The sequence below is a fragment of the Nonomuraea sp. NPDC049624 genome (assembly GCF_040675255.1).
Lineage (GTDB): Bacteria > Actinomycetota > Actinomycetes > Streptosporangiales > Streptosporangiaceae > Nonomuraea.
Genome location: NZ_JBFAOR010000001.1, coordinates 572,137 through 590,481 on the forward strand (window position 1 = coordinate 572,137; position 18,345 = coordinate 590,481).

General features: G+C 71.0%; 14 protein-coding genes. 8 read left to right on the forward strand and 6 right to left on the reverse strand.

The features are described 5' to 3' along the window. Positions 1-42 precede the first annotated feature (42 nt). The gene (locus tag AB0J76_RS03090) at positions 43-1,518 is read right to left on the reverse strand and encodes a GAF domain-containing SpoIIE family protein phosphatase (protein WP_352321292.1); all 1,476 of its coding nucleotides are present in this window, start codon (positions 1,516-1,518) and stop codon (positions 43-45) included. A 189-nt stretch (positions 1,519-1,707) separates the two neighbouring features. On the opposite strand from AB0J76_RS03090, the gene AB0J76_RS03095 reads away from it, so the two are divergent. Both AB0J76_RS03095 and AB0J76_RS03100 read left to right on the forward strand, forming a co-directional pair. After that, the gene (locus AB0J76_RS03095; protein WP_352321290.1) at positions 1,708-5,898 is read left to right on the forward strand and encodes a HAMP domain-containing protein; all 4,191 of its coding nucleotides are present in this window, start codon (positions 1,708-1,710) and stop codon (positions 5,896-5,898) included. 3 nt (positions 5,899-5,901) lie between these two features. Further along, positions 5,902-6,531, forward strand: a complete 630-nt coding sequence (locus AB0J76_RS03100; RefSeq protein ID WP_352321288.1) for a response regulator — start codon at positions 5,902-5,904, stop codon at positions 6,529-6,531. A 69-nt stretch (positions 6,532-6,600) separates the two neighbouring features. Here the strand turns inward: AB0J76_RS03100 and AB0J76_RS03105 are convergent, their stop codons facing one another. Both AB0J76_RS03105 and AB0J76_RS03110 read right to left on the reverse strand, forming a co-directional pair. Continuing rightward, positions 6,601-7,869, reverse strand: a complete 1,269-nt coding sequence (locus tag AB0J76_RS03105) for an NYN domain-containing protein (protein WP_352318000.1) — start codon at positions 7,867-7,869, stop codon at positions 6,601-6,603. Positions 7,870-8,055: 186 nt separating this feature from the next. Next, complete coding sequence (locus AB0J76_RS03110; RefSeq protein ID WP_352318002.1) at positions 8,056-10,392, reverse strand: sigma-70 family RNA polymerase sigma factor; 2,337 nt, start codon at positions 10,390-10,392, stop codon at positions 8,056-8,058. A 111-nt stretch (positions 10,393-10,503) separates the two neighbouring features. Here AB0J76_RS03110 and AB0J76_RS03115 point away from each other — a divergent pair, with 111 nt between their 5' ends. Together AB0J76_RS03115 and pyrE are read left to right on the forward strand one after the other, a co-directional pair. Next, positions 10,504-10,998 (forward strand): hypothetical protein, encoded by a 495-nt coding sequence (locus tag AB0J76_RS03115; RefSeq protein WP_352318004.1) that lies wholly within the window; start codon positions 10,504-10,506, stop codon positions 10,996-10,998. A gap of 10 nt (positions 10,999-11,008) precedes the next feature. Then, positions 11,009-11,542, forward strand: coding sequence for an orotate phosphoribosyltransferase (gene pyrE / locus AB0J76_RS03120; protein WP_352318005.1), 534 nt, complete (start codon positions 11,009-11,011; stop codon positions 11,540-11,542). Positions 11,543-11,615: 73 nt separating this feature from the next. Here the strand turns inward: pyrE and AB0J76_RS03125 are convergent, their stop codons facing one another. Further along, positions 11,616-12,326, reverse strand: coding sequence for a DedA family protein (locus AB0J76_RS03125; protein ID WP_352318007.1), 711 nt, complete (start codon positions 12,324-12,326; stop codon positions 11,616-11,618). A 126-nt stretch (positions 12,327-12,452) separates the two neighbouring features. Here AB0J76_RS03125 and fbaA point away from each other — a divergent pair, with 126 nt between their 5' ends. The 3 genes from fbaA (at position 12,453) to AB0J76_RS03140 (ending at position 15,332) form a co-directional block, all read left to right on the forward strand. After that, the gene (fbaA, locus tag AB0J76_RS03130; RefSeq protein ID WP_352318009.1) at positions 12,453-13,475 is read left to right on the forward strand and encodes a class II fructose-bisphosphate aldolase; all 1,023 of its coding nucleotides are present in this window, start codon (positions 12,453-12,455) and stop codon (positions 13,473-13,475) included. 34 nt (positions 13,476-13,509) lie between these two features. After that, on the forward strand, positions 13,510-13,920 hold the full coding sequence (locus AB0J76_RS03135; RefSeq protein ID WP_352318011.1) for a DUF3151 domain-containing protein: 411 nt from the start codon (positions 13,510-13,512) through the stop codon (positions 13,918-13,920). 128 nt (positions 13,921-14,048) lie between these two features. Continuing rightward, entirely contained in the window at positions 14,049-15,332 is a 1,284-nt protein-coding gene (locus tag AB0J76_RS03140) for an adenylosuccinate synthase (protein WP_352318013.1), read from the forward strand. A 59-nt stretch (positions 15,333-15,391) separates the two neighbouring features. Here AB0J76_RS03140 and AB0J76_RS03145 read toward each other — a convergent pair whose 3' ends face one another. Then, positions 15,392-16,078: a GNAT family N-acetyltransferase gene (locus AB0J76_RS03145; protein ID WP_352318015.1), complete on the reverse strand. Its 687-nt coding sequence runs from the start codon at positions 16,076-16,078 to the stop codon at positions 15,392-15,394. 155 nt (positions 16,079-16,233) lie between these two features. Between AB0J76_RS03145 and AB0J76_RS03150 the strand changes: the two genes are divergently transcribed. Then, positions 16,234-17,142, forward strand: coding sequence for a glycerophosphodiester phosphodiesterase family protein (locus AB0J76_RS03150; protein ID WP_352318017.1), 909 nt, complete (start codon positions 16,234-16,236; stop codon positions 17,140-17,142). A 33-nt stretch (positions 17,143-17,175) separates the two neighbouring features. Here the strand turns inward: AB0J76_RS03150 and corA are convergent, their stop codons facing one another. Continuing rightward, a complete protein-coding gene (corA, locus tag AB0J76_RS03155; protein WP_352318019.1) occupies positions 17,176-18,192 on the reverse strand; it encodes a magnesium/cobalt transporter CorA in 1,017 nt (338 codons plus the stop codon). Between the last annotated feature and the right edge of the window lie 153 nt (positions 18,193-18,345).

Consider the following 18,345-nt stretch of genomic DNA (forward strand, 5'->3'; position numbering starts at 1 on the left):
GCACGTCGTGGGAGCGCTCCTGCGGGGGCGTCGCCGGGCGGGTCAGCGCGCGCGCAGGACCACGATGGCCAGGTCGTCGGCGCTCGGCTCGGCGGCGAACTCCGCCGCGCCCCTGCGGATGCGCTCGGCCACCGCCCTGGCCGACAGCCCGGCGCACTCGGCCAGCAGCTTGGCCAGGCCGCCGTCGTCGTCGAGCAGCCGCCCGCCCGAGCGCCGCTCGGTCACGCCGTCGGTCACCGCCAGCAGCACGTCGCCGTGGTCGAGATGGATGGTGTCGGCCTCGAACACGACCTCGTGGAAGACGCCGAGCAGCGACTGGGGCGTGGTCACCGCCTCCACCTTGCCGCTCGGCTTGAGCCGCAGCGCCTCGGGATGGCCGGCGGACACCAGCCGCACCTCCAGACCGGACTCCACGGGCGTGATGTCGCCGTGCAGCAGCGTGAGGAACCTGGCCCGCTCGCCCTCCTCCAGGATCGCCTGGTTGAGCCGGCCGAGCACCGCGGCGACGCCGTAGCCCTCGCGGGCCAGCAGGCGCAGCGTGTGGCGGGCCAGGCCGGTCACCGCGGCGGCCTCGGGCCCGGTGCCGCAGACGTCGCCGATGGCGAAGCGCCAGGAGTCGTCGCCCGCCTTGAACAGGTCGTAGAAGTCGCCGCCGACCTCGTTGGCCTCGCCGGCGGGCTCGTAGATGACGCCGTAGTCGAGGCCGGGCACCTCGGGCTCGTTGGGCGGCAGGAGACTGCGCTGCAGCGCCCGGTTGGCCGCGGCCTGCTGGGCGTAGAGCCGGGCGTTGTCCATGGCCAGCGCGGCGCGCCTGCCGATGTCGTCGGCGAACTGGATGACCTCGTCGGGGAAGCGGTCGGACCGGCCCAGGCACATCATGCCGAGCCCGCGGCCGCGCGCGGTGAGCGGCACGGCCAGCACCTGGGAGTCGTTCAGGTGGATGACGGACGTGGCCCTGGTGTCGGCCGCGCCGACGTCCATGTCCGTGAGCTGCTCGCGCAGGCCGTCGATGCGGGCCTCGTCGGCGTGCCAGAGGTAGACCAGCCGCAGCGGGCCGCCCGAGTTGCCGGCGGTGTAGACCGCGCACCAGCTCGACAGGCGGGGCACGACGATCTGGGCGATGATCGCCGGGACCATGTCGGGGTCGAGGGTGCCGGCCAGCAGGTCGCTGGCGTCGGCCAGGAACCCGAGCCAGTGGGGGCCCCGCGCGCTCTCCTCCGCCCATTCGGCGGCCACCTGGTCCACGGAGCCGGGTAGCGTGAGCCTTGCCCAATGGACACGGGAATCGCCCGCGAAGGTGACTCCCCACTCCTCCACGTTCACGGAAGGAGCCTTCGGGTCACCGTGCGCGGTGATCCGCTGCCGCAGTTCGACCTGGACTGCGTCCCCGTAATGCTTCCAAATCACCTCAAACGGCTCGTCAGAGACCTGCTCCGCCAGATCGCCGGCCACCTGCTCGGCGGTGTGGAGCACGCTGACGGTGGCCCACGCGGTCATCACCTCGCGCGTGAACCTCATCGCAGCCGTCACAGCGGTATCGCCAGGCGCGAAGGTCGCGGCCAGGACCGCGTGGGGAGAAGCAGTCATCCCATCGTGCCTACCACACTTCTCACTGACTTGGGGTAAATCCAAGGGCAGGACTACGAGCTACTCATCGTGACAGACTTGAATCACTCGCCGGGACCCATCGCGAGTGAAGGAGGCCCCATGACCACGGCCAAGGCCGCATCAAGCCCGGAGGAGCGGACCTATACAGAATCGGATCTCGTTCCCGTGCTGGAGACTCTCTTCTCCTGGCGTGACGGCGATTTCCGGCGTCGGGTCCCGCACGCTCCTCCCGGCATCCTCAGCGAAGTGCGCCTGCTGCTGAACGAAGTGGCCGACCGCCGCGAACATCTCGCCAACGAGCTGGCAAGGGTTCGCAAAGAGGTCGTCAAGGAAGGGCGCTTCGGCGAGCGGCTGACGCCCGGCCCGGGCGTCGGGGCGTGGTCCGAGAGCGTCGAGTCGGTCAACATGCTGATCGACGCCCTGGTGAGCCCGGTCAGCGGCGCGGCCGACGTGATCGACGCGGTCGCCAAGGGCGACCTGTCGCGGCGCATCGACCTCGACCGGTCGGCGCGCGGCGAGGTGCGCCGCCTGGGCAAGGCCATCAACGGCATGGTCGACCAGCTCGCCCTGTTCAACTCCGAGGTCACCCGGGTCGCCCGCGAGGCGGGCACCGAGGGCAGGCTGGGCGGCAGCGCCAACCTGCGGGGCATGTCGGGAAGCTGGCGCGACCTCACCGAGGCCGTCAACACGATGTCCTCGCGCGTGGCCGCGCAGGTCCGCGACATCGCCGTGGTCACCACGGCGGTCGCCAAGGGCGACCTCAGCCGCAAGGTCACGGTCGACGCCGTGGGCGAGATGTTCGAGCTGAAGAACACCGTCAACACGATGGTCGACCAGCTCTCGGGCTTCGCCGAGGAGGTCACCCGTGTGGCCCGCGAGGTGGGCACCGAGGGCCAGCTGGGCGGCCAGGCGCAGGTCACCGGCGTGTCGGGCGTCTGGAAGGACCTCACCGACAACGTCAACTTCATGGCCAACAACCTGACCTCGCAGGTGCGCTCGATCGCCACCGTCGCGACGGCGGTCGCCCAGGGCAACCTGTCAAAGAAGATCACCGTTGACGCCGAGGGCGAGATCCTGCAACTCAAGGACACCCTCAACACGATGGTCGACCAGCTGTCCTCCTTCGCCGACGAGGTCACCCGCGTCGCCCGCGAGGTCGGCACCGAAGGCAAGCTCGGCGGACGCGCCGAGGTGAAGGGCGTGTCGGGCGTCTGGAAGGACCTCACCGACAACGTCAACTCGATGGCCAACAACCTGACCTACCAGGTGCGCAACATCGCCCAGGTGACGACGGCCGTGGCCAACGGCGACCTCACCCGCAAGATCGACGTCGACGCCCAGGGCGAGATCCTCGAACTCAAGTCGACCATGAACACGATGGTCGAGCAGTTGTCCTCGTTCGCCTCCGAGGTCACCCGCGTGGCCCGCGAGGTGGGCACCGAGGGCCAGCTCGGCGGCCAGGCGCAGGTGCGCGGCGTGTCCGGGGTGTGGAAGGACCTCACCGACAACGTCAACTCGATGGCCAACAACCTCACCTCGCAGGTGCGCCAGATCGCGGCCGTCTCGTCCGCGGTGGCGCAGGGCAACCTGTCGAAGAAGATCACCGTTGACGCCCAGGGCGAGATCCTGCAGCTCAAGGACACCCTCAACACGATGGTCGACCAGCTGTCGTCGTTCGCCGACGAGGTCACCCGCGTCGCCCGCGAGGTGGGCACGCAGGGGCAGCTCGGCGGCCAGGCGCGGGTGCAGGGCGTGTCGGGCGTGTGGAAGGACCTCACCGACAACGTCAACTTCATGGCGAACAACCTGACCTATCAGGTGCGCAACATCGCCGAGGTCACCACGGCCGTGGCCAACGGCGACCTGACCCGCAAGATCGACGTCGACGCCCAGGGCGAGATCCTGGCGCTGAAGACCACCATCAACCGGATGGTCGACCAGCTGTCCTCCTTCGCCTCCGAGGTCACCCGCGTGGCCCGCGAGGTGGGCTCGGAGGGCCAGCTCGGCGGCCAGGCCCGGGTCGAGGGCGTCGAGGGCACCTGGAAGCGGCTCACCGAGAGCGTCAACGAGCTGGCCGGGAACCTGACCACGCAGGTGCGCGCCATCGCGACCGTGACCAGCGCCGTGGCCCGGGGCGACCTGACCCGGTCGATCGCCGTCGAGGCGCAGGGCGAGCTGGCGGAGCTGAAGGACAACATCAACTCGATGGTGGCCAACCTGCGCGAGACCACCCAGGCCAACCAGGAGCAGGACTGGCTCAAGTCCAACCTGGCCCGCATCTCCCGGCTCATGCAGGGCCACCGCGACCTGTTCGAGGTGGCCAAGCTGACGATGAGCGAGCTCACCCCGCTGGTCTCGGCCCGCTACGGCGCCTTCTACGGCATCGACCCCGAGGGCGACCACGAGCTGACGCTGATCGGCGGCTACGGCGTGCGTCCCGACCGGGGGCCGCGCCGGCGCTTCGCGATCGGCGAGGGCATCGTCGGCCAGGCGGCGGCCGAGGGCCGGCACATCATCCTCGACGACGTGCCGCCGCAGTTCATCACCATCGACAGCGGGCTCAGCCAGTCCACGCCCGCGCAGATCGTGGTGCTGCCGATCCTGTTCGAGAACCGCGTGCTCGGCGTGCTGGAGCTGGCCTCCTTCACCCCGTTCGGCGAGGTGCACCTCGACTTCCTGACGCAGCTCGTCGAGACCATCGGCGTCACGATGAACACGATCATCGCCAACTCCCGCACCGAAGACCTGCTGACCGAGTCCCAGCGGCTCACCCGTGAGCTGCAGGAGCGCTCCGACGAGCTCCAGCGGCAGCAGGAGGAGCTGCGCAGGTCCAACGCCGAGCTGGAGGACAAGGCGGCGCTGCTGGCCAAGCAGAACCGCGCGATCGAGATCCAGAACTTCCAGATCGAGCAGGCCCGCCGCACCCTGGAGGAGCGCGCCGAGCAGCTCGCGGTCTCCTCGCGCTACAAGTCCGAGTTCCTGGCCAACATGTCCCACGAGCTGCGCACGCCGCTCAACAGCCTGCTGGTGCTGGCCAAGCTGCTGACCGAGAACGCCGAGGGCAACCTGACGTCCCAGCAGGTCGAGTTCGCCCGCACGATCCACAGCGCGGGCTCGGCGCTGCTGCAGCTCATCAACGACATGCTCGACCTGTCGAAGGTCGAGGCGGGCCGGATGGACATCCATCCGATCCAGGTGTCGCTGCCCAAGATGGTCGACCTGCTGGAGGCGGCCTTCGCGCCGCTGGCCCAGGACAAGGGCCTGTCGTTCGGCGTCGAGGTGGCCTCCGACGTGCCGAGCGAGCTGCGGGCCGACGAGCAGCGCCTGCAGCAGGTGCTGCGCAACCTGCTGTCCAACGCGGTGAAGTTCACCCCGAAGGGCGAGGTCAAGCTGCGGGTCGCGGCGGCGCCCCGGGACGTCGACTTCGACGACGACACCCTCCACGACGCCACCGACCTGCTGGCCTTCCAGGTGATCGACACCGGCATCGGCATCGCGCCCGACAAGCGCGAGGTCATCTTCGAGGCGTTCAGGCAGGCCGACGGCACCACCAGCCGCAAGTACGGCGGCACCGGCCTCGGCCTGGCCATCTGCCGCGACATCGCCCGGCTGCTCGGCGGCGAGATCCACGTCGAGAGCGAGCTGGGCAGGGGCAGCACGTTCACCCTCTACCTGCCGGCCTCCTACACCGGCCCGCTGGCCGCCACCGACGGCAGCACGGCCCCGCGCCGGCAGCTCATGACCTCGCCCGCCGAGGAGCAGGCCGCCGCCGCGACCCTGCCCGAGCCGCCGCCGCTGGACATGCCGATGCCCGAGCTGGTCGAGCCGCCGGTGGAGACGCCCGCCCAGTGGCAGGGCGACGACCCGCTCAACGGCGCCAAGATCCTCATCGTCGACGACGACATCCGCAACGTGTTCGCCCTCACCAGCGTGCTGGAACGACACGGATCGACGGTCGTCTACGCCGAGAACGGCCGCGAGGGGATCGAGCAGCTCGAACGGAACGAGGACGTCGCGCTCGTGCTGATGGACATCATGATGCCGGAGATGGACGGCTGGGCCACGACCTCGGCCATCCGGCGCATGCCGCAGTTCGCCGACCTGCCGATCATCGCGCTGACCGCTAAGGTCATGCGTGGTGATCGCGAGAAGAGCATCGCCTCGGGCGCGTCCGACTACGTGCCCAAGCCGGTCGACGTCGATCGCCTGCTCGAACGGCTGCGCGGCTGGCTCAGCCGTGGGCGGGGAGCCACGACCGACTCGTCGCCCTCAACCGCTGAAGGGTCGTGATCGATGCCGGACCGTGCAAAGATCCTCCTGGTCGACGACCGCGAGGAGAACCTGATCGCCCTGGAGGCGATCCTCAGCTCGCTCGACCTGGTGCCCGTACGCGCCAGGTCCGGCGAGGAGGCGCTCAAGGCGCTGCTCAACACCGAGTTCGCGCTGATCCTGCTCGACGTCCGCATGCCGGGCATGGACGGCTTCGAGACGGCCGCCCACATCAAGCGGCGGGAGCGGACCAGGAACATCCCGATCATCTTCCTGACCGTGGTCGACAGCGCCCCCGACTACGCCTTCCGCGGATACGCGGCGGGGGCGGTCGACTACCTCACCAAGCCGTTCGACCCTTGGGTGCTGCGGGCGAAGGTGTCGGTGTTCACCGAGCTCTACAACATGAACAAGCGCCTGGCCGAGCAGGCGTCGTTGCTGCGCGAGCGGCTGACCGGCGAGTTGCCGCCCGGAGCGGGTGACCACGCCTCGGTGCTGCCGGAGTTGTCCCGGCGGCTGACGGCGGTGGAGGACGAGCTGGCCCGGGTGCGGGAGCTGGCCCGCAAGTCGCAGGATCCGGCGCTCGCCGTGCCGCTGGCCGACCTGGGCGATCGGCTCGCCCACCTGCGCGCCGGCTTCGACGCGCTCTCCTGACCCCGTGCCGTCCGACGCCCGGGCCGCCGCTCACGGCGCCCGGGCGTCCGGTTCGCTGTGCGGGGTGGGTCAGTGGCGGGCGCGTTCGAGGGCGTCCCAGAAGCCGCGGCGCAGGGCGTGGCGGACCTCGTCGTGCAGCAGGAAGTCGATCGGCAGCGAGGAGCCCTGCAGGAGGCGGGCCTCCAGGTCGGAGGGCATGCGGGGCTTGCGGGCCAGCACCGCCTCCAGCCACAGCGCGGGCGCGTCGCGGGCCACGGACTCGCCGAAGTCGTGCCCTTCGCGATGGGCGGCCTTCACGGCGTCGGCCAGCGTGGTGGCCCCGGCGGTGACGGCGGGCGGCGGCGAGACGGGCGCGGCCTGCGGCCCGGTGTACGGCCCGAGCTGCGCCGGCTGGTAGGCGCCCCCCGAGGACGGCGTGGCGAACTGCCCGGTGGTGGGCGAGGCGGACTGCGGCTGCTGCAGCGGCCCGGTGGCCGGCGCGGACGGCGGCACGGAAGGCGGGATCGACGGCGGCTGCTCCTGGTACCCCGAGTACGAGGGCAGCATCGGCGGCGTGGCCGACCGCCCGCCCGAGGACGCCTGCCCGTTGGCGGACGACTGGCCGGAGGAGGGGGCCGCGTGGCTCCCGGAGGGCTGCCCGGCCGCGTGGCTGCCCGCGGACGGCGCGGTCGGCGCGGTCGGCGCCGGCGGCAGCGAGGCCGTCGGGGTCACCGGGGGCGCGGCCGGCGGCGCGGGCGGCAGCGAGTGGGCGGCGTGCCCGTTGCTGAGCGGCTGGTGGTGGCCGTTGGAGGACTCGGTGACGCCGCTCACCATCGTGACGTAGGGCCGCAGGTGGGCGTTGCCCAGCTCGACCAGGTCGTCGCACTCCTGCCGCAGCGACCGGGACACGGCCCACCCGCCGTCGGCGGCGATGTGGATGACGGTGACCCTGATGCCGAGGTCTTGTGCGTCGCACACCACCTGGGCGAGATCTTCGTCGCCGCTGACGACGACGGCGTCGCAGATGGCGTTGTTGCGGGCGAGGGTCATGAGGTCGCGGTGGACCTGGGCGTCGACGCCTTCGCGGCGGCCCGGCCGGATGCGCGAGAGCCTGAGCTTGAGGCCCGGGATGTCGGCCAGCGCGTCGTGCTCCGGGGTGCGGCGGCCCTCGACGGTCGCCTCGTACCAGTAGCACCGCAGCAGCGGCAGGCCCGTGCGTTCGCGCGACAGGTTGGTCATCAGCTGGAGCAGCCCGGGATAGTCCCAGGCGACGGCCTCTCGATGGCGAGTGCCGTGCACGGCCATCGCTCCGTCTGCCAGCAGATAGCCGGCGTCCACGAACAGCGCACAGCGATCCACTGACACCGCCCCTTTCCTGGTGGTCCGACCTTGCTGGCTCTGCACCGTCAGAGACCGGACTCGGCGGCCCTCTTTCAGGGTAATGAAAGCAGGTGATCGCGCGAGGGTGAATCCCGACGATTCGACCGCGGGCCGCCGTGCAGCCAGACCATTTAGGCAGACCGTACCAGTTCGTCCTGTTTGCGGTCATGAGCGTGCCCGGACGGTCAGCGCGGCCGCTCCGAAGAGCACGACGTCCTTGTCGGTCACGATCGTCAGCGCCGGATCGCGGCCCAGCTCGGCGTCGACCGTGTCGACGTCGACGCCGAAGGTCATGCCCGTGGCGCCGTTGGCGGAGCCGTCGAAGACGTTGGCGCGCTCGCGGTCGCCGCCCTCCGGGACGATCGCGCCGGTGCCGAGCGAGACCTTGTCGCCCTGGAGGTCGGCGTCGCCCTCCCAGGTGACCAGCTCGGCCCGGGCCGGCGCGGCGGCCCGGCTCAGACCGCCGAGCGGCATGCGCACCTTCCTGGCCGCACCGCCGATCACGGTCGCCGTGTCGAGCACCACGGCCTGGCTGTACGGCTCCCGCGGCCCGGCCACGACCACCACCAGGCTCCACCCGGCATGGCTGGAGGCCCCCTCGGCCATCGGCGCGTCGGCCGCCCACCACAGACCGCCCGGCCGTGCCTGCCCGGCCAGCGCGGTGACGTCGGCGAACGCCTGGTAGGCCGGGCCGAGCGGCATGTCGAGCGCCGTGACGTGGTCGGGACGGACCGACACGTACGTGCGCCGGCCCGGCGCCCTGACCTTGACCGGCCCCGCCGCCGCGCCGCTCGCCGACCAGTAGAGGCCGGCCCACACGACCCGGCCGTCCTTGGGCAGGGTGAGCCGGGCCGCGCTGGAGGCGCTGGTGGCCGGGCTGGAGTCCTGGTCGAGCGGGGTCATCGGCCACAGGTCGTTGTCGCGCTGGTCGCCCTGGCGGCGCCTGGCCTCGGGACAACCGTCGTGCTCCTCGGGACAGCTCAGCAACGTGTTGCCGATCGCCCGGACGGCCACCCTGCCCTCGGTGGCGAACCGGGCCGACGCCCCCACCGTGCGCACGCCCTGCGCGGCCCGCGCGTTGACGTGGAGGTCGTCGGCGTCGACGCGCACGGCGGGCCCGGCGCCCTCGGGGGCCAGCTCCGACACCTGCACGCGCAGGAACACCGCCGTGCCCTGCCCAGCGGCCAGCGGCTGCCTGGCGCACCGGGCGCCCTGGCCGGCCTGCCGGCAGGACCAGCCGTCGACCGTGCCCACGGGTTCGAGCAGCGCCACGCCGTGCCCGCGCCTGGCCGGGGGCAGGAGCGTCACGCCGGGCGGCAGCTCGACGGTCGCGGCCAGCTCGCCGCTCGGGCCATCGCCGTCGTTGCGCAGGCGCATGCCGACGATGCCGGGCTGGGCGCGTACGAGGGCGCCGAGCGCGCCGATCGTGGCCCGCAGCCGCGCCCTGCCCCGCGGCTCCTTCCGCGGCGGCGGGACGCGCGCCGGCGGCTCGCTCGCCACGGGCAGCGGCACCGGCCGCACCGACGCAGAGGGCTGGGCCAGCGGCGTGGGCGTGGCCGCCGGCCGCTCGGCCACCGGCGACTCCCCGGACACCAGCACGAACGCCGCCACCGCCGCGGCCGCGACCGCGACGCCGCCCGCCGCCACGACCTGCTGCCGCGAGGGCGCCCGCCGCAACCAGCCGAACAGCCGCAGCAGCCAGCCGGCTCCGCCGCCGGCCGCGCCCGCCTTGGCCAGCGCCGCGGCGTAGCCGCCGAACACCGGGCCGGCGATCAGCGGGCCGACGATGACGCGCAGGCCGCGGTTGACGTCGGTCAGTTCGAGCAGGACGCCGTGGCACTCCTCGCACTCGTTGACGTGCTCGTCGACCGCGCGCGAGTCACGCCTGGCCAGGCCGCCCCTGACGTAGGCGCCCATCTTGCCGAGCACCGGACGGCACTCGTGCTGCGGCGCCGCGCGCAGGTGCATCTGCAGGTACGCCTGCCGCAGCCCCTCGCGCGCCCGGTAGGCCAGCGCCGCCACCCCGTTGGCCGACAGCCCGAGCAGCGGCGCGACCTCGGCGGGCTTGCACTTCTCCACCTCGGTGTGCCAGAGCACCGCCCGCCACCGCTCGGGCAGCGACAGGAACGCGCGCGAGATCATCGACCGCTCCAGGCCGACGAGCGCGGGATCGACGAAGGGCACGCCCGCGTCGTAGCGCTCGATCTCGCCCGTGGTCACCTGGCGGCTCTCGACCCGGCCGCGGTCGTAGACGGTGCGGCGCACGACGGTCAGCAGGTAGGTGCGGAACCCCGACTCGGGCCCGCCGCCCCTGCCCACCAGGTCGAGGATCTTCGTGAACGACTCGGCCACGACGTCCTCGGCCTCGGACTCGCCCCTGACGAGCTGCCTGGCCAGCGCACGGGCCGCGGCCACGTGACGCTCGTAGAGCCGTCCGTACGCGGTCGCGTCGCCGGCCCGGACCTCCTTCAGCAGGTCCGCATCGCTTCGCGGCGATTCCACACTCATTGTGACCTCACGATTACAGCGGGTTGCCCCGCGCAATCATTCCGCATTCTGCGTCATGACTAAACCGAAGCGCCGTCTTTACCTCCGAGGACCACGGGAGGACGCATGGACGAGGACGTCACCGATCGGGGCGAGCCGACGTTCCCGCTGGTACGGGCGTACGCGGCCGGGTGGGCCGAGCAGAGCTTCGCGCCCATGAACGACCTGCAGTGCGAGGACCCGCTGACCGGGCTGGCCACGGTGGCCTACCTGCGTACCAGGGTGGGCGAGCTCTACCGGGGGGCGGTCGCGGGCGGGCACCTGCTGGTGGTGGCCGAGCCGTACGGGCGGATCGCGGAACTGGCCGAGCGGCTGGCGGCGGCGCTCAACCTGGCCACGGCGCTGCGCAGGGCCTTCACCGGCGACGAGACGCTGGCGCTGCTCGCGCCCACCCGCGTCGGCGCGGTGACCAGGGAGGACGATCGGCTGGCCGAGAAGGTCGCCGAGCTGCGGGCCACGGAGATCCTGTACGGCCGCCACCCTCGTGTCCGGGTGCGCCGGCTCCCCCGCGCGCACGCGCAGGCCCTGGCTCTCATCAGGACGCTGAGCCTGGGACCCTAAGCTTGGGCGCATGACAGACCGCGACAACCTGCTGGCCGAGATCAAGCGCAAGGCCGTCGTCCACGGCAAGGTCACGCTCTCCTCGGGCAAGGAGGCTGACTTCTACCTCGACCTGCGGCGGATCACGCTCGACGGGGTGGCCGCGCCGCTCGTCGGCAAGGTGATGCTCGACCTGACCGACGATCTCGACTTCGACGCCGTCGGCGGGCTCACGATGGGGGCCGACCCGGTGGCCTGCGCGATGCTGCACGCGGCGGCGGCGCGCGGGCGCACGCTCGACGCGTTCGTGGTGCGCAAGGCGCAGAAGTCGCACGGCATGCAGCGCCGGATCGAGGGCCCCGAGGTGAAGGGCCGCCGGGTGCTGGCCGTGGAGGACACCTCGACGACCGGCGGCTCGCCGCTGACCGCCGTGGAGGCGCTGCGGGAGGCGGGCGCCGAGGTGGTGGCCGTGGCCACGATCGTCGACCGGGGCGCGGCGGCGCGGATGGCGGAGGAGGGGCTCGACTACCGCACCGCCTTCACCCTCCAGGACCTCGGACTCTGAAGACCTCCCTCGCGCCCTGCGCACCAGGGCGCGCCTGCACCCGGCAGTGACTCCGGGCCCCCGGCGCCGGACGCTAGTGCTGGGGGTCGGTGCTGGAGGGCACGCGGTGGTGCTTGCCGTTGGGCAGCGGCAGCCGCTTGCGCTCGCGGCGCTTCTTGACGACCTCGACGATGATCGGGATCAGCGAGATGAAGACGATGATGAACACGCCCGGCAGGATGTACTTGTCGATCTGCTTGGGATCGACCTTGCTGCCGAGGAAGTAGCCCAGCAGCACCAGGCCCTCGACCCAGACCACGCCGCCGATGACGTTCCACACGAAGAAGCGCCTGGCGGGCATCTCCAGGACGCCCGCCACCGGGTTCATGAACGTGCGGACGATCGGCACGAACCGCGCCAGCACGACCGCCCGCGCCGGGCCGAACTTCTGGAAGAACTCCTCGGCGCGGATCACGTGTTCGCGTTTGAACAGCCGCGAGTCGGGCCGGTCGAACATCTTCCTGCCGAACCTGGCCCCCAGGAAGTGGCCGAGCTGGGCGCCCGCGATGGCACACAGCGGTGTGCCGATCACCAGGACGGGGAAGGAGATCGGCGGCGCCTCGCCCACGACCAGCGACGCGGAACTGAAGATCCCCGCCGCCACCAGCAGCGAGTCGCCCGGCAGGAAGAAGCCGAGCAGCAGACCCGTCTCGGCGAAGATGATCGCCAGGACGCCGATGGTGGCGAAGGCGCCGAGGATGGTGAGCCACCACGTCGGGTCGAGGAGATTCCAGAGCCAGTCCACCCCGTGAGCCTACCTGGAGCCGAGCGGATCGGATGTGGCCATCCGGCTCGCGTTGTCACTACCAGTTGTGGTTGGGAGCCGGGATACTGGGCAGGCGCGAAGCCGTACTTCTCAGGGAGATGACTCATGCCCATCGCGACTCCAGAGGTCTACGCCGAGATGCTCGACCGTGCCAAGGCGGGCGGGTTCGCCTATCCGGCGATCAACGTGACCTCTTCTCAGACCTTGAACGCCGCGCTGCGCGGGTTCGCCGAGGCCGAGAGCGACGGCATCGTGCAGGTGTCCACCGGCGGCGCGGAGTTCCTCTCCGGCACGACGGTCAAGGACATGGTGACGGGCGCGACCGCGCTGGCCGAGTACGCCCGGGTGGTGGCCGCCAAGTACCCGGTCACGGTGGCGCTGCACACCGACCACTGCCCGAAGGACAAGCTCGACGGCTACATGCGGCCGCTGATCGACATCTCGCTGGAGCGGGTGTCCAAGGGCCTCGACCCGCTCTTCCAGTCGCACATGTGGGACGGCTCGGCCGTGCCGCTGGAGGAGAACCTGGAGATCGCCAAGGAACTCCTGGACAAGTGCGCCCGCGCCCGGATCATCATGGAGATGGAGATCGGCGTCGTCGGCGGCGAGGAGGACGGCGTCGTCGGCGAGATCAACGAGAAGCTCTACACCACCGCCGAGGACGCGCTGGCCACGGCCGAGGCCGTCGGCGTCGGCGACCGGGGCCGCTACATGCTGGCCGCCACGTTCGGCAACGTGCACGGCGTCTACAAGCCGGGCCACGTGAAGCTGCGGCCGAGCGTGCTGAAGGAGATCCAGGAGGCGGTCGGCGCCAAGTACGGCAAGGACAAGCCGTTCGACCTGGTCTTCCACGGCGGCTCCGGCTCGCTGCTGGAGGAGATCCACGAGGCCATCTCCTACGGCGTGGTGAAGATGAACGTCGACACCGACACCCAGTACGCCTTCACCAGGCCGATCGCCGACCACATGTTCCGCAACTACGACGGCGTGCTGAAGGTCGACGGCGAGGTCGGCAACAAGAAGGCCTACGACCCGCGCGCCTACGGCAAGAGCGCCGAGACCGGCATGGCGGCCCGCGTGGCGGAGGCCTGCCACAACCTCAAGAGCAGTGGGACGAAGATCTCCTAGCCACTTGGGCGGCACGGCGGGTATGACTTGTCCTATGGATAACCTTCTCGCCGGGCCGCCCCCGACTCACCTGCCGGACCTGCCCGAGGCCAGGGAGGCGCTGGAATCCGGGGCCAAGGCCGCCGACGTGGCCGCCCGCTTCCCCGCCCACCCGGCGGCCTGGGCCGCGCTCGCGGAGGAGTACTTCGCGCAGGGCCATGCCGTCACCTCCTACGCCTTCGCCCGCACGGGCTACCATCGCGGCCTCGACCAGCTGCGCAGGAACGGCTGGAAGGGCCACGGTCCCATCCCTTGGGAGCACGAGCCCAACCGCGGCTTCCTGCGCTGCCTGCACGCCCTGTCCAGGGCGGCGCAGTCCATCGGCGAGAAGGACGAGGCCGAGCGTTGCCTGCAGTTCCTCAAGGACAGCAGCGAGACCGGATATGAGGCGCTGACCAAGGGTTAGCGGCGCGTTGGGCCCGCATTGGACCCACGCGCCTTGGGACGAATGGGCAGACTCGGGTAGTCTCTCTACGCAAGAGCCCCTGTCGCACTTGCGCCAGGGGTTTCGTTTTGTGCTCGGGAGACTGAACAATGCCGGCTGCCGTTCTCGTTGGGGCCCAGTGGGGCGATGAGGGCAAGGGCAAGGCCACCGACCTGCTCGGTGGCGACGTCGACTACGTCGTCCGTTATCAGGGTGGCAACAACGCGGGACACACCGTCGTCATCGGTGACCAGAAATACGCTCTGCATCTTCTGCCGACGGGGATCCTGTCGCCGGACGTCGTACCGGTGATCGGCAACGGTGTGGTGATCGACCCGGGGGTGCTGCTGAGCGAGATCGACGGGCTGGCCGAGCGGGGCATCTCCGCCGAACGCCTGCTGATCTCCTCCAACGCGCACCTGATCATGCCGCACCACAAGGCGCTGGACAAGGTCACCGAGCGCTATCTCGGCAAGGCCAAGATCGGCACCACCGGACGCGGCATCGGCCCGGCGTACGGCGACAAGATCGCCCGGATGGGCGTGCGGGTCCAGGACCTGCTCGACCCGGGCATCCTGGCCAAGAAGATCGAGGTCGCCCTGACCGAGAAGAACCAGGTGCTGACCAAGGTCTACAACCGGCGCGGCATCGACCCGGCCGCCGTGCTGGAGGAGTACCTGGCCTACGCCGAACGGCTCAAGCCGCACATCGCCGACACCTCGCTGGTGCTCTCCAAGGCGCTGGACGAGGGCAAGTTCGTGCTGCTGGAGGGCGGTCAGGGCACGCTGCTGGACATCGACCACGGCACGTACCCGTTCGTCACCTCCTCCTCGCCGACGTCCGGGGGCGCGTGCGCCGGGGCGGGCATCCCGCCGAACCGGCTCACGAAGATCATCGGGATTCTGAAGGCGTACACGACCCGCGTGGGCTCGGGGCCGTTCCCGACCGAGCTGACCGACGAGACGGGCGAGTGGCTGCGCAGGACCGGCGGCGAGTACGGCGTCACCACCGGCCGCGACCGTCGCTGCGGCTGGTTCGACGCGGTGATCGCCCGCTACGCCACCCGGATCAACGGCATCACCGACTACTTCCTCACCAAGCTCGACATCCTGTCGGGGCTGGAGCGCATCCCGGTGTGCGTGGCCTACGAGGTCGACGGCGTGCGGTTCGACGAGATCCCGATGACCCAGACCGACTTCCACCACGCGGTCCCGGTCTACGAGGAGCTGCCGGGCTGGAAGGAGGACATCTCCAACGCCAAGTCGTTCGACGACCTGCCGCCGAACGCGCAGTCGTACGTGCGCGCCCTGGAGGAGATGAGCGGGGCGCCCATCTCGGCGATCGGCGTCGGCCCCGGCCGCGACCAGACCGTCGTGGTGCGGTCGCTGGTCTGACCGGCACGTGAGAAGGGGCCCGGCGCGGGAACGCGCCGGGCCCCTCGCGTGTCTCCGGACTACGGCCGGCCGGCGGGCTGCTCGTCCGCCGGGCCTCCGGCGGTGAGGACGGCGGCGGTCATCGGGGTGTGCAGGGTCCAGCCCAGGGTCTCGTACAGGGCCTGCCCCGCTTCGGTGGCGACCAGGATGCCCGTGCGGGCGCCCCGGGAGACGGCGGCGGCGGCGAGCGCGGCCATGACGACCGTCCCGAGGCCGCGCCGGCGGTGTTCGGCGGCCGTCTCCACCTGGTCGATCACGGCGGCCCGGTCCGCGACGGCGAACTGGCCGCGCGCCGCGACCTCGCCCGCGGCCGTGAGCAGCCGCGCCACGGTCACCCCCGCCCTGGTGGTGATCGCCAGGGTGTAGCCCGCGGGGGCCTTCGGGGTGGTGCGGGTCAGGGACGCGGTGGTCATCATGTACTCCTGCTCCTGCACGGACCACCGCGGAGGCAGGGAGGGGGCGACCGCCTCGGCGGGGGCGCAGAGCTTGAGCCAGGTGCCGGGGACGGTGAGGGTGCCGGTCAGGTGGTCCAGGATCTCCGCGGTCGGGGCGGGGACGACGTGCCGCGTCACGTGGCCGGGGAGGCCGACGTCCACTCTGAGGCCCCACGGTTCGGGCACGGGCCGCGGGGCGTTGCGGGAGATCACCCAGCCGTCCACCCATGCCCGGACTGTTGCGGAATGGGCATGTTTGAGAACCTCCGTCATGAGCTCCAGCTTATTGCAAGGTAGTTGCATTTATCGTGCAATAGGCGGGCGGAGAGTTCTCTTGGCACCTTCACCGGCAACCGGGGCGTAGCAGGATAAAAAGGACACGGCGTGGCACTGCCTCAGCGGGCCTCGCGGCGGGTAGTGTCCCCGGTGTGCGCGTTGAGATTCATGGTCACCGAGGAGCTCGGGGCCTGTGGCCGGAGAACACCCTGCCAGGGCTGAGCCACACGATGGAGCTGGGCGTTCACGCGCTCGAGTTCGACGTCGCCCTCACCGCCGATCGCCGCCTCGTGCTCACGCACGACCTGACGGTCTCGGCCGTCACCAGTGCCGACCGCCGGCCGCTGCGGCCGGGCGATCCGCTCTTCCCGTACGTGGGCAAGCCGATCAACGCGCTCAGCCTCGCCCAGCTGCGCACGCTCGACGTGGGCGTACGCCTGCCGCGCCACCTCGACGACCCGTTCGCGCTCACCCAGGTCGCCATGCCGGAGACCAGGATGCCGACGCTCGGCGCGGTGCTCGGGCTGGTCAACGCCTACGAGGCCGAGCACGTACGGCTGCACGTCGAGCTGAAGTCCGACCCGACCAGGCCGGAGCTGACGGCCGACCCGGAGATGTTCACCGAGCTGGTGGTCGAGGAGCTCGACCGGCACGGCAGGCTGGGCAACGCCGCCCTCCTCAGCTTCGACTGGCGCGTCATCGGGCACGCGGCCCGGCTGGCCCCGGCGGCCAGGCGGTTCGCGCTGATCGAGCTCGACACGCTCCACTGGCACGAGGGCGGGCTGGGCGACGACATCCCGGCCGCCGCCCGTGAGGCCGGGGCCACCACGCTCTCGCCCGAGCACGTGATGGTCGACGAGAAGCTGATGGCCCAGGCGGCCGCTGCGGGCCTCGACGTGGCGGTCTGGACGGTCAACGACCAGGCCCTGGCCGCTCGCATGATCGACCTCGGCGTGGCCGGGATCGTGACCGACTACCCCGACCGCATGCGGGAGCTGTGGCGCGAGCGCGGCCTCGATCTGCCGGAGGGCGTCCGGCCGCTCAAGCCCGTGAGCGTCTGAGCGCCGCGAGCCCCGAGCGTCCGGACGCGTCGTTCAGAGCCAGCCGTTGCGGCGGAAGCCGCGGTGCAGCAGCACGCAGGCCGTGATCATCACAGCCAGCACCGCCGGATAGCCCCAGACCTGCTTGGTCTCGGGCATGAAGTCGAAGTTCATGCCGTAGATGCCGGCGATCATCGTCGGCACGGCCAGGATGGCGACCCACGAAGAGATCTTGCGCATGTCCTCGTTGGCCAGGGCGTTCGAGCGGGCCAGGGCGGCCTGCAGGATCGAGCTGCACAGTTCGTTGGAGGACTCGACCTGCTCGCACACGCGGGACAGGTGGTCGCCGACGTCGCGGAAGTACTCGCGCATCTCCGAGGGGATCACGCGGCGCTGCGGCAGCGCCGACAGCGGCGACTGCAGCGGGGTCACGGCCCGCTTCATCTCCAGCATCTCCCGCTTGAGCTGGTAGATCCGGTTGATGTCGCGGGAGCTGACGTCGGCGAAGACGGTCGCCTCGACCTCTTCGAGCTCCAGCTGCATCAGGTCGGCCACCTGGAGGTACTGGTCGACGACGTGGTCGGCGATGGCGTGCAGCACGCCGGCCGGGCCGCGGTTCATCAGCTTGGGCTTGTCCTCAAGACGCTCGCGGACCAGGGTGAGCGGGCAGTGCTCGCCGTGGCGCACGGTGACCACGAAGTCGACGCCGAGGAAGACCATGATCTCGCCGGTGGCGATGATCTCGCTGTTGGCCGTCAGCTCGTCGTGGTCGAGGTAGGCGACCGTCTTCAGCACCATGAACAGCGACTCGCCGTAGCGCTCGACCTTGGGACGCTGGTGGGCCTTGACCGCGTCCTCGACGGCCAGCGGGTGCAGGCCGAAGACCTCGGACAACCACTCCACCTCGGGCGCCTCGGGCTCGTGCAGCCCGACCCAGACGAACGCGTTCGCGCCGTCGGAGCTCTTGTTGTGCTCGCGGACGAGTTCGAGGGACTCGACGATGCCCGGGGCGCAGACCTTCTTGCCCTGGATGTAGGCGCCGAATTCGACGATGGAGTCGACAGGGGGCACGCAGACCTCACGCACCGGCTTGGTGAGCGGGCGTGCGGCATGCGGCTGAACAGGGTGACGGTTGATGCGACGGAAAAGCGTGGACGAGCGCATGGCAGTCCCTTTCCGCCCGACCTGGCACGCTCCACGCGCGATGAAAAGTCACCTCAATCG

Coding starts and splice junctions, on each gene's coding strand:
- AB0J76_RS03090 (WP_352321292.1), bottom strand. CDS start 1,518: ATGAGGTTCACGCGCGAGGTGATGACCGCGTGGGCCACCGTCAGCGTG.
- AB0J76_RS03095 (WP_352321290.1), top strand. CDS start 1,708: ATGACCACGGCCAAGGCCGCATCAAGCCCGGAGGAGCGGACCTATACA.
- AB0J76_RS03100 (WP_352321288.1), top strand. CDS start 5,902: ATGCCGGACCGTGCAAAGATCCTCCTGGTCGACGACCGCGAGGAGAAC.
- AB0J76_RS03115 (WP_352318004.1), top strand. CDS start 10,504: ATGGACGAGGACGTCACCGATCGGGGCGAGCCGACGTTCCCGCTGGTA.
- pyrE (WP_352318005.1), top strand. CDS start 11,009: ATGACAGACCGCGACAACCTGCTGGCCGAGATCAAGCGCAAGGCCGTC.
- fbaA (WP_352318009.1), top strand. CDS start 12,453: ATGCCCATCGCGACTCCAGAGGTCTACGCCGAGATGCTCGACCGTGCC.
- AB0J76_RS03135 (WP_352318011.1), top strand. CDS start 13,510: ATGGATAACCTTCTCGCCGGGCCGCCCCCGACTCACCTGCCGGACCTG.
- AB0J76_RS03140 (WP_352318013.1), top strand. CDS start 14,049: ATGCCGGCTGCCGTTCTCGTTGGGGCCCAGTGGGGCGATGAGGGCAAG.
- AB0J76_RS03145 (WP_352318015.1), bottom strand. CDS start 16,078: ATGACGGAGGTTCTCAAACATGCCCATTCCGCAACAGTCCGGGCATGG.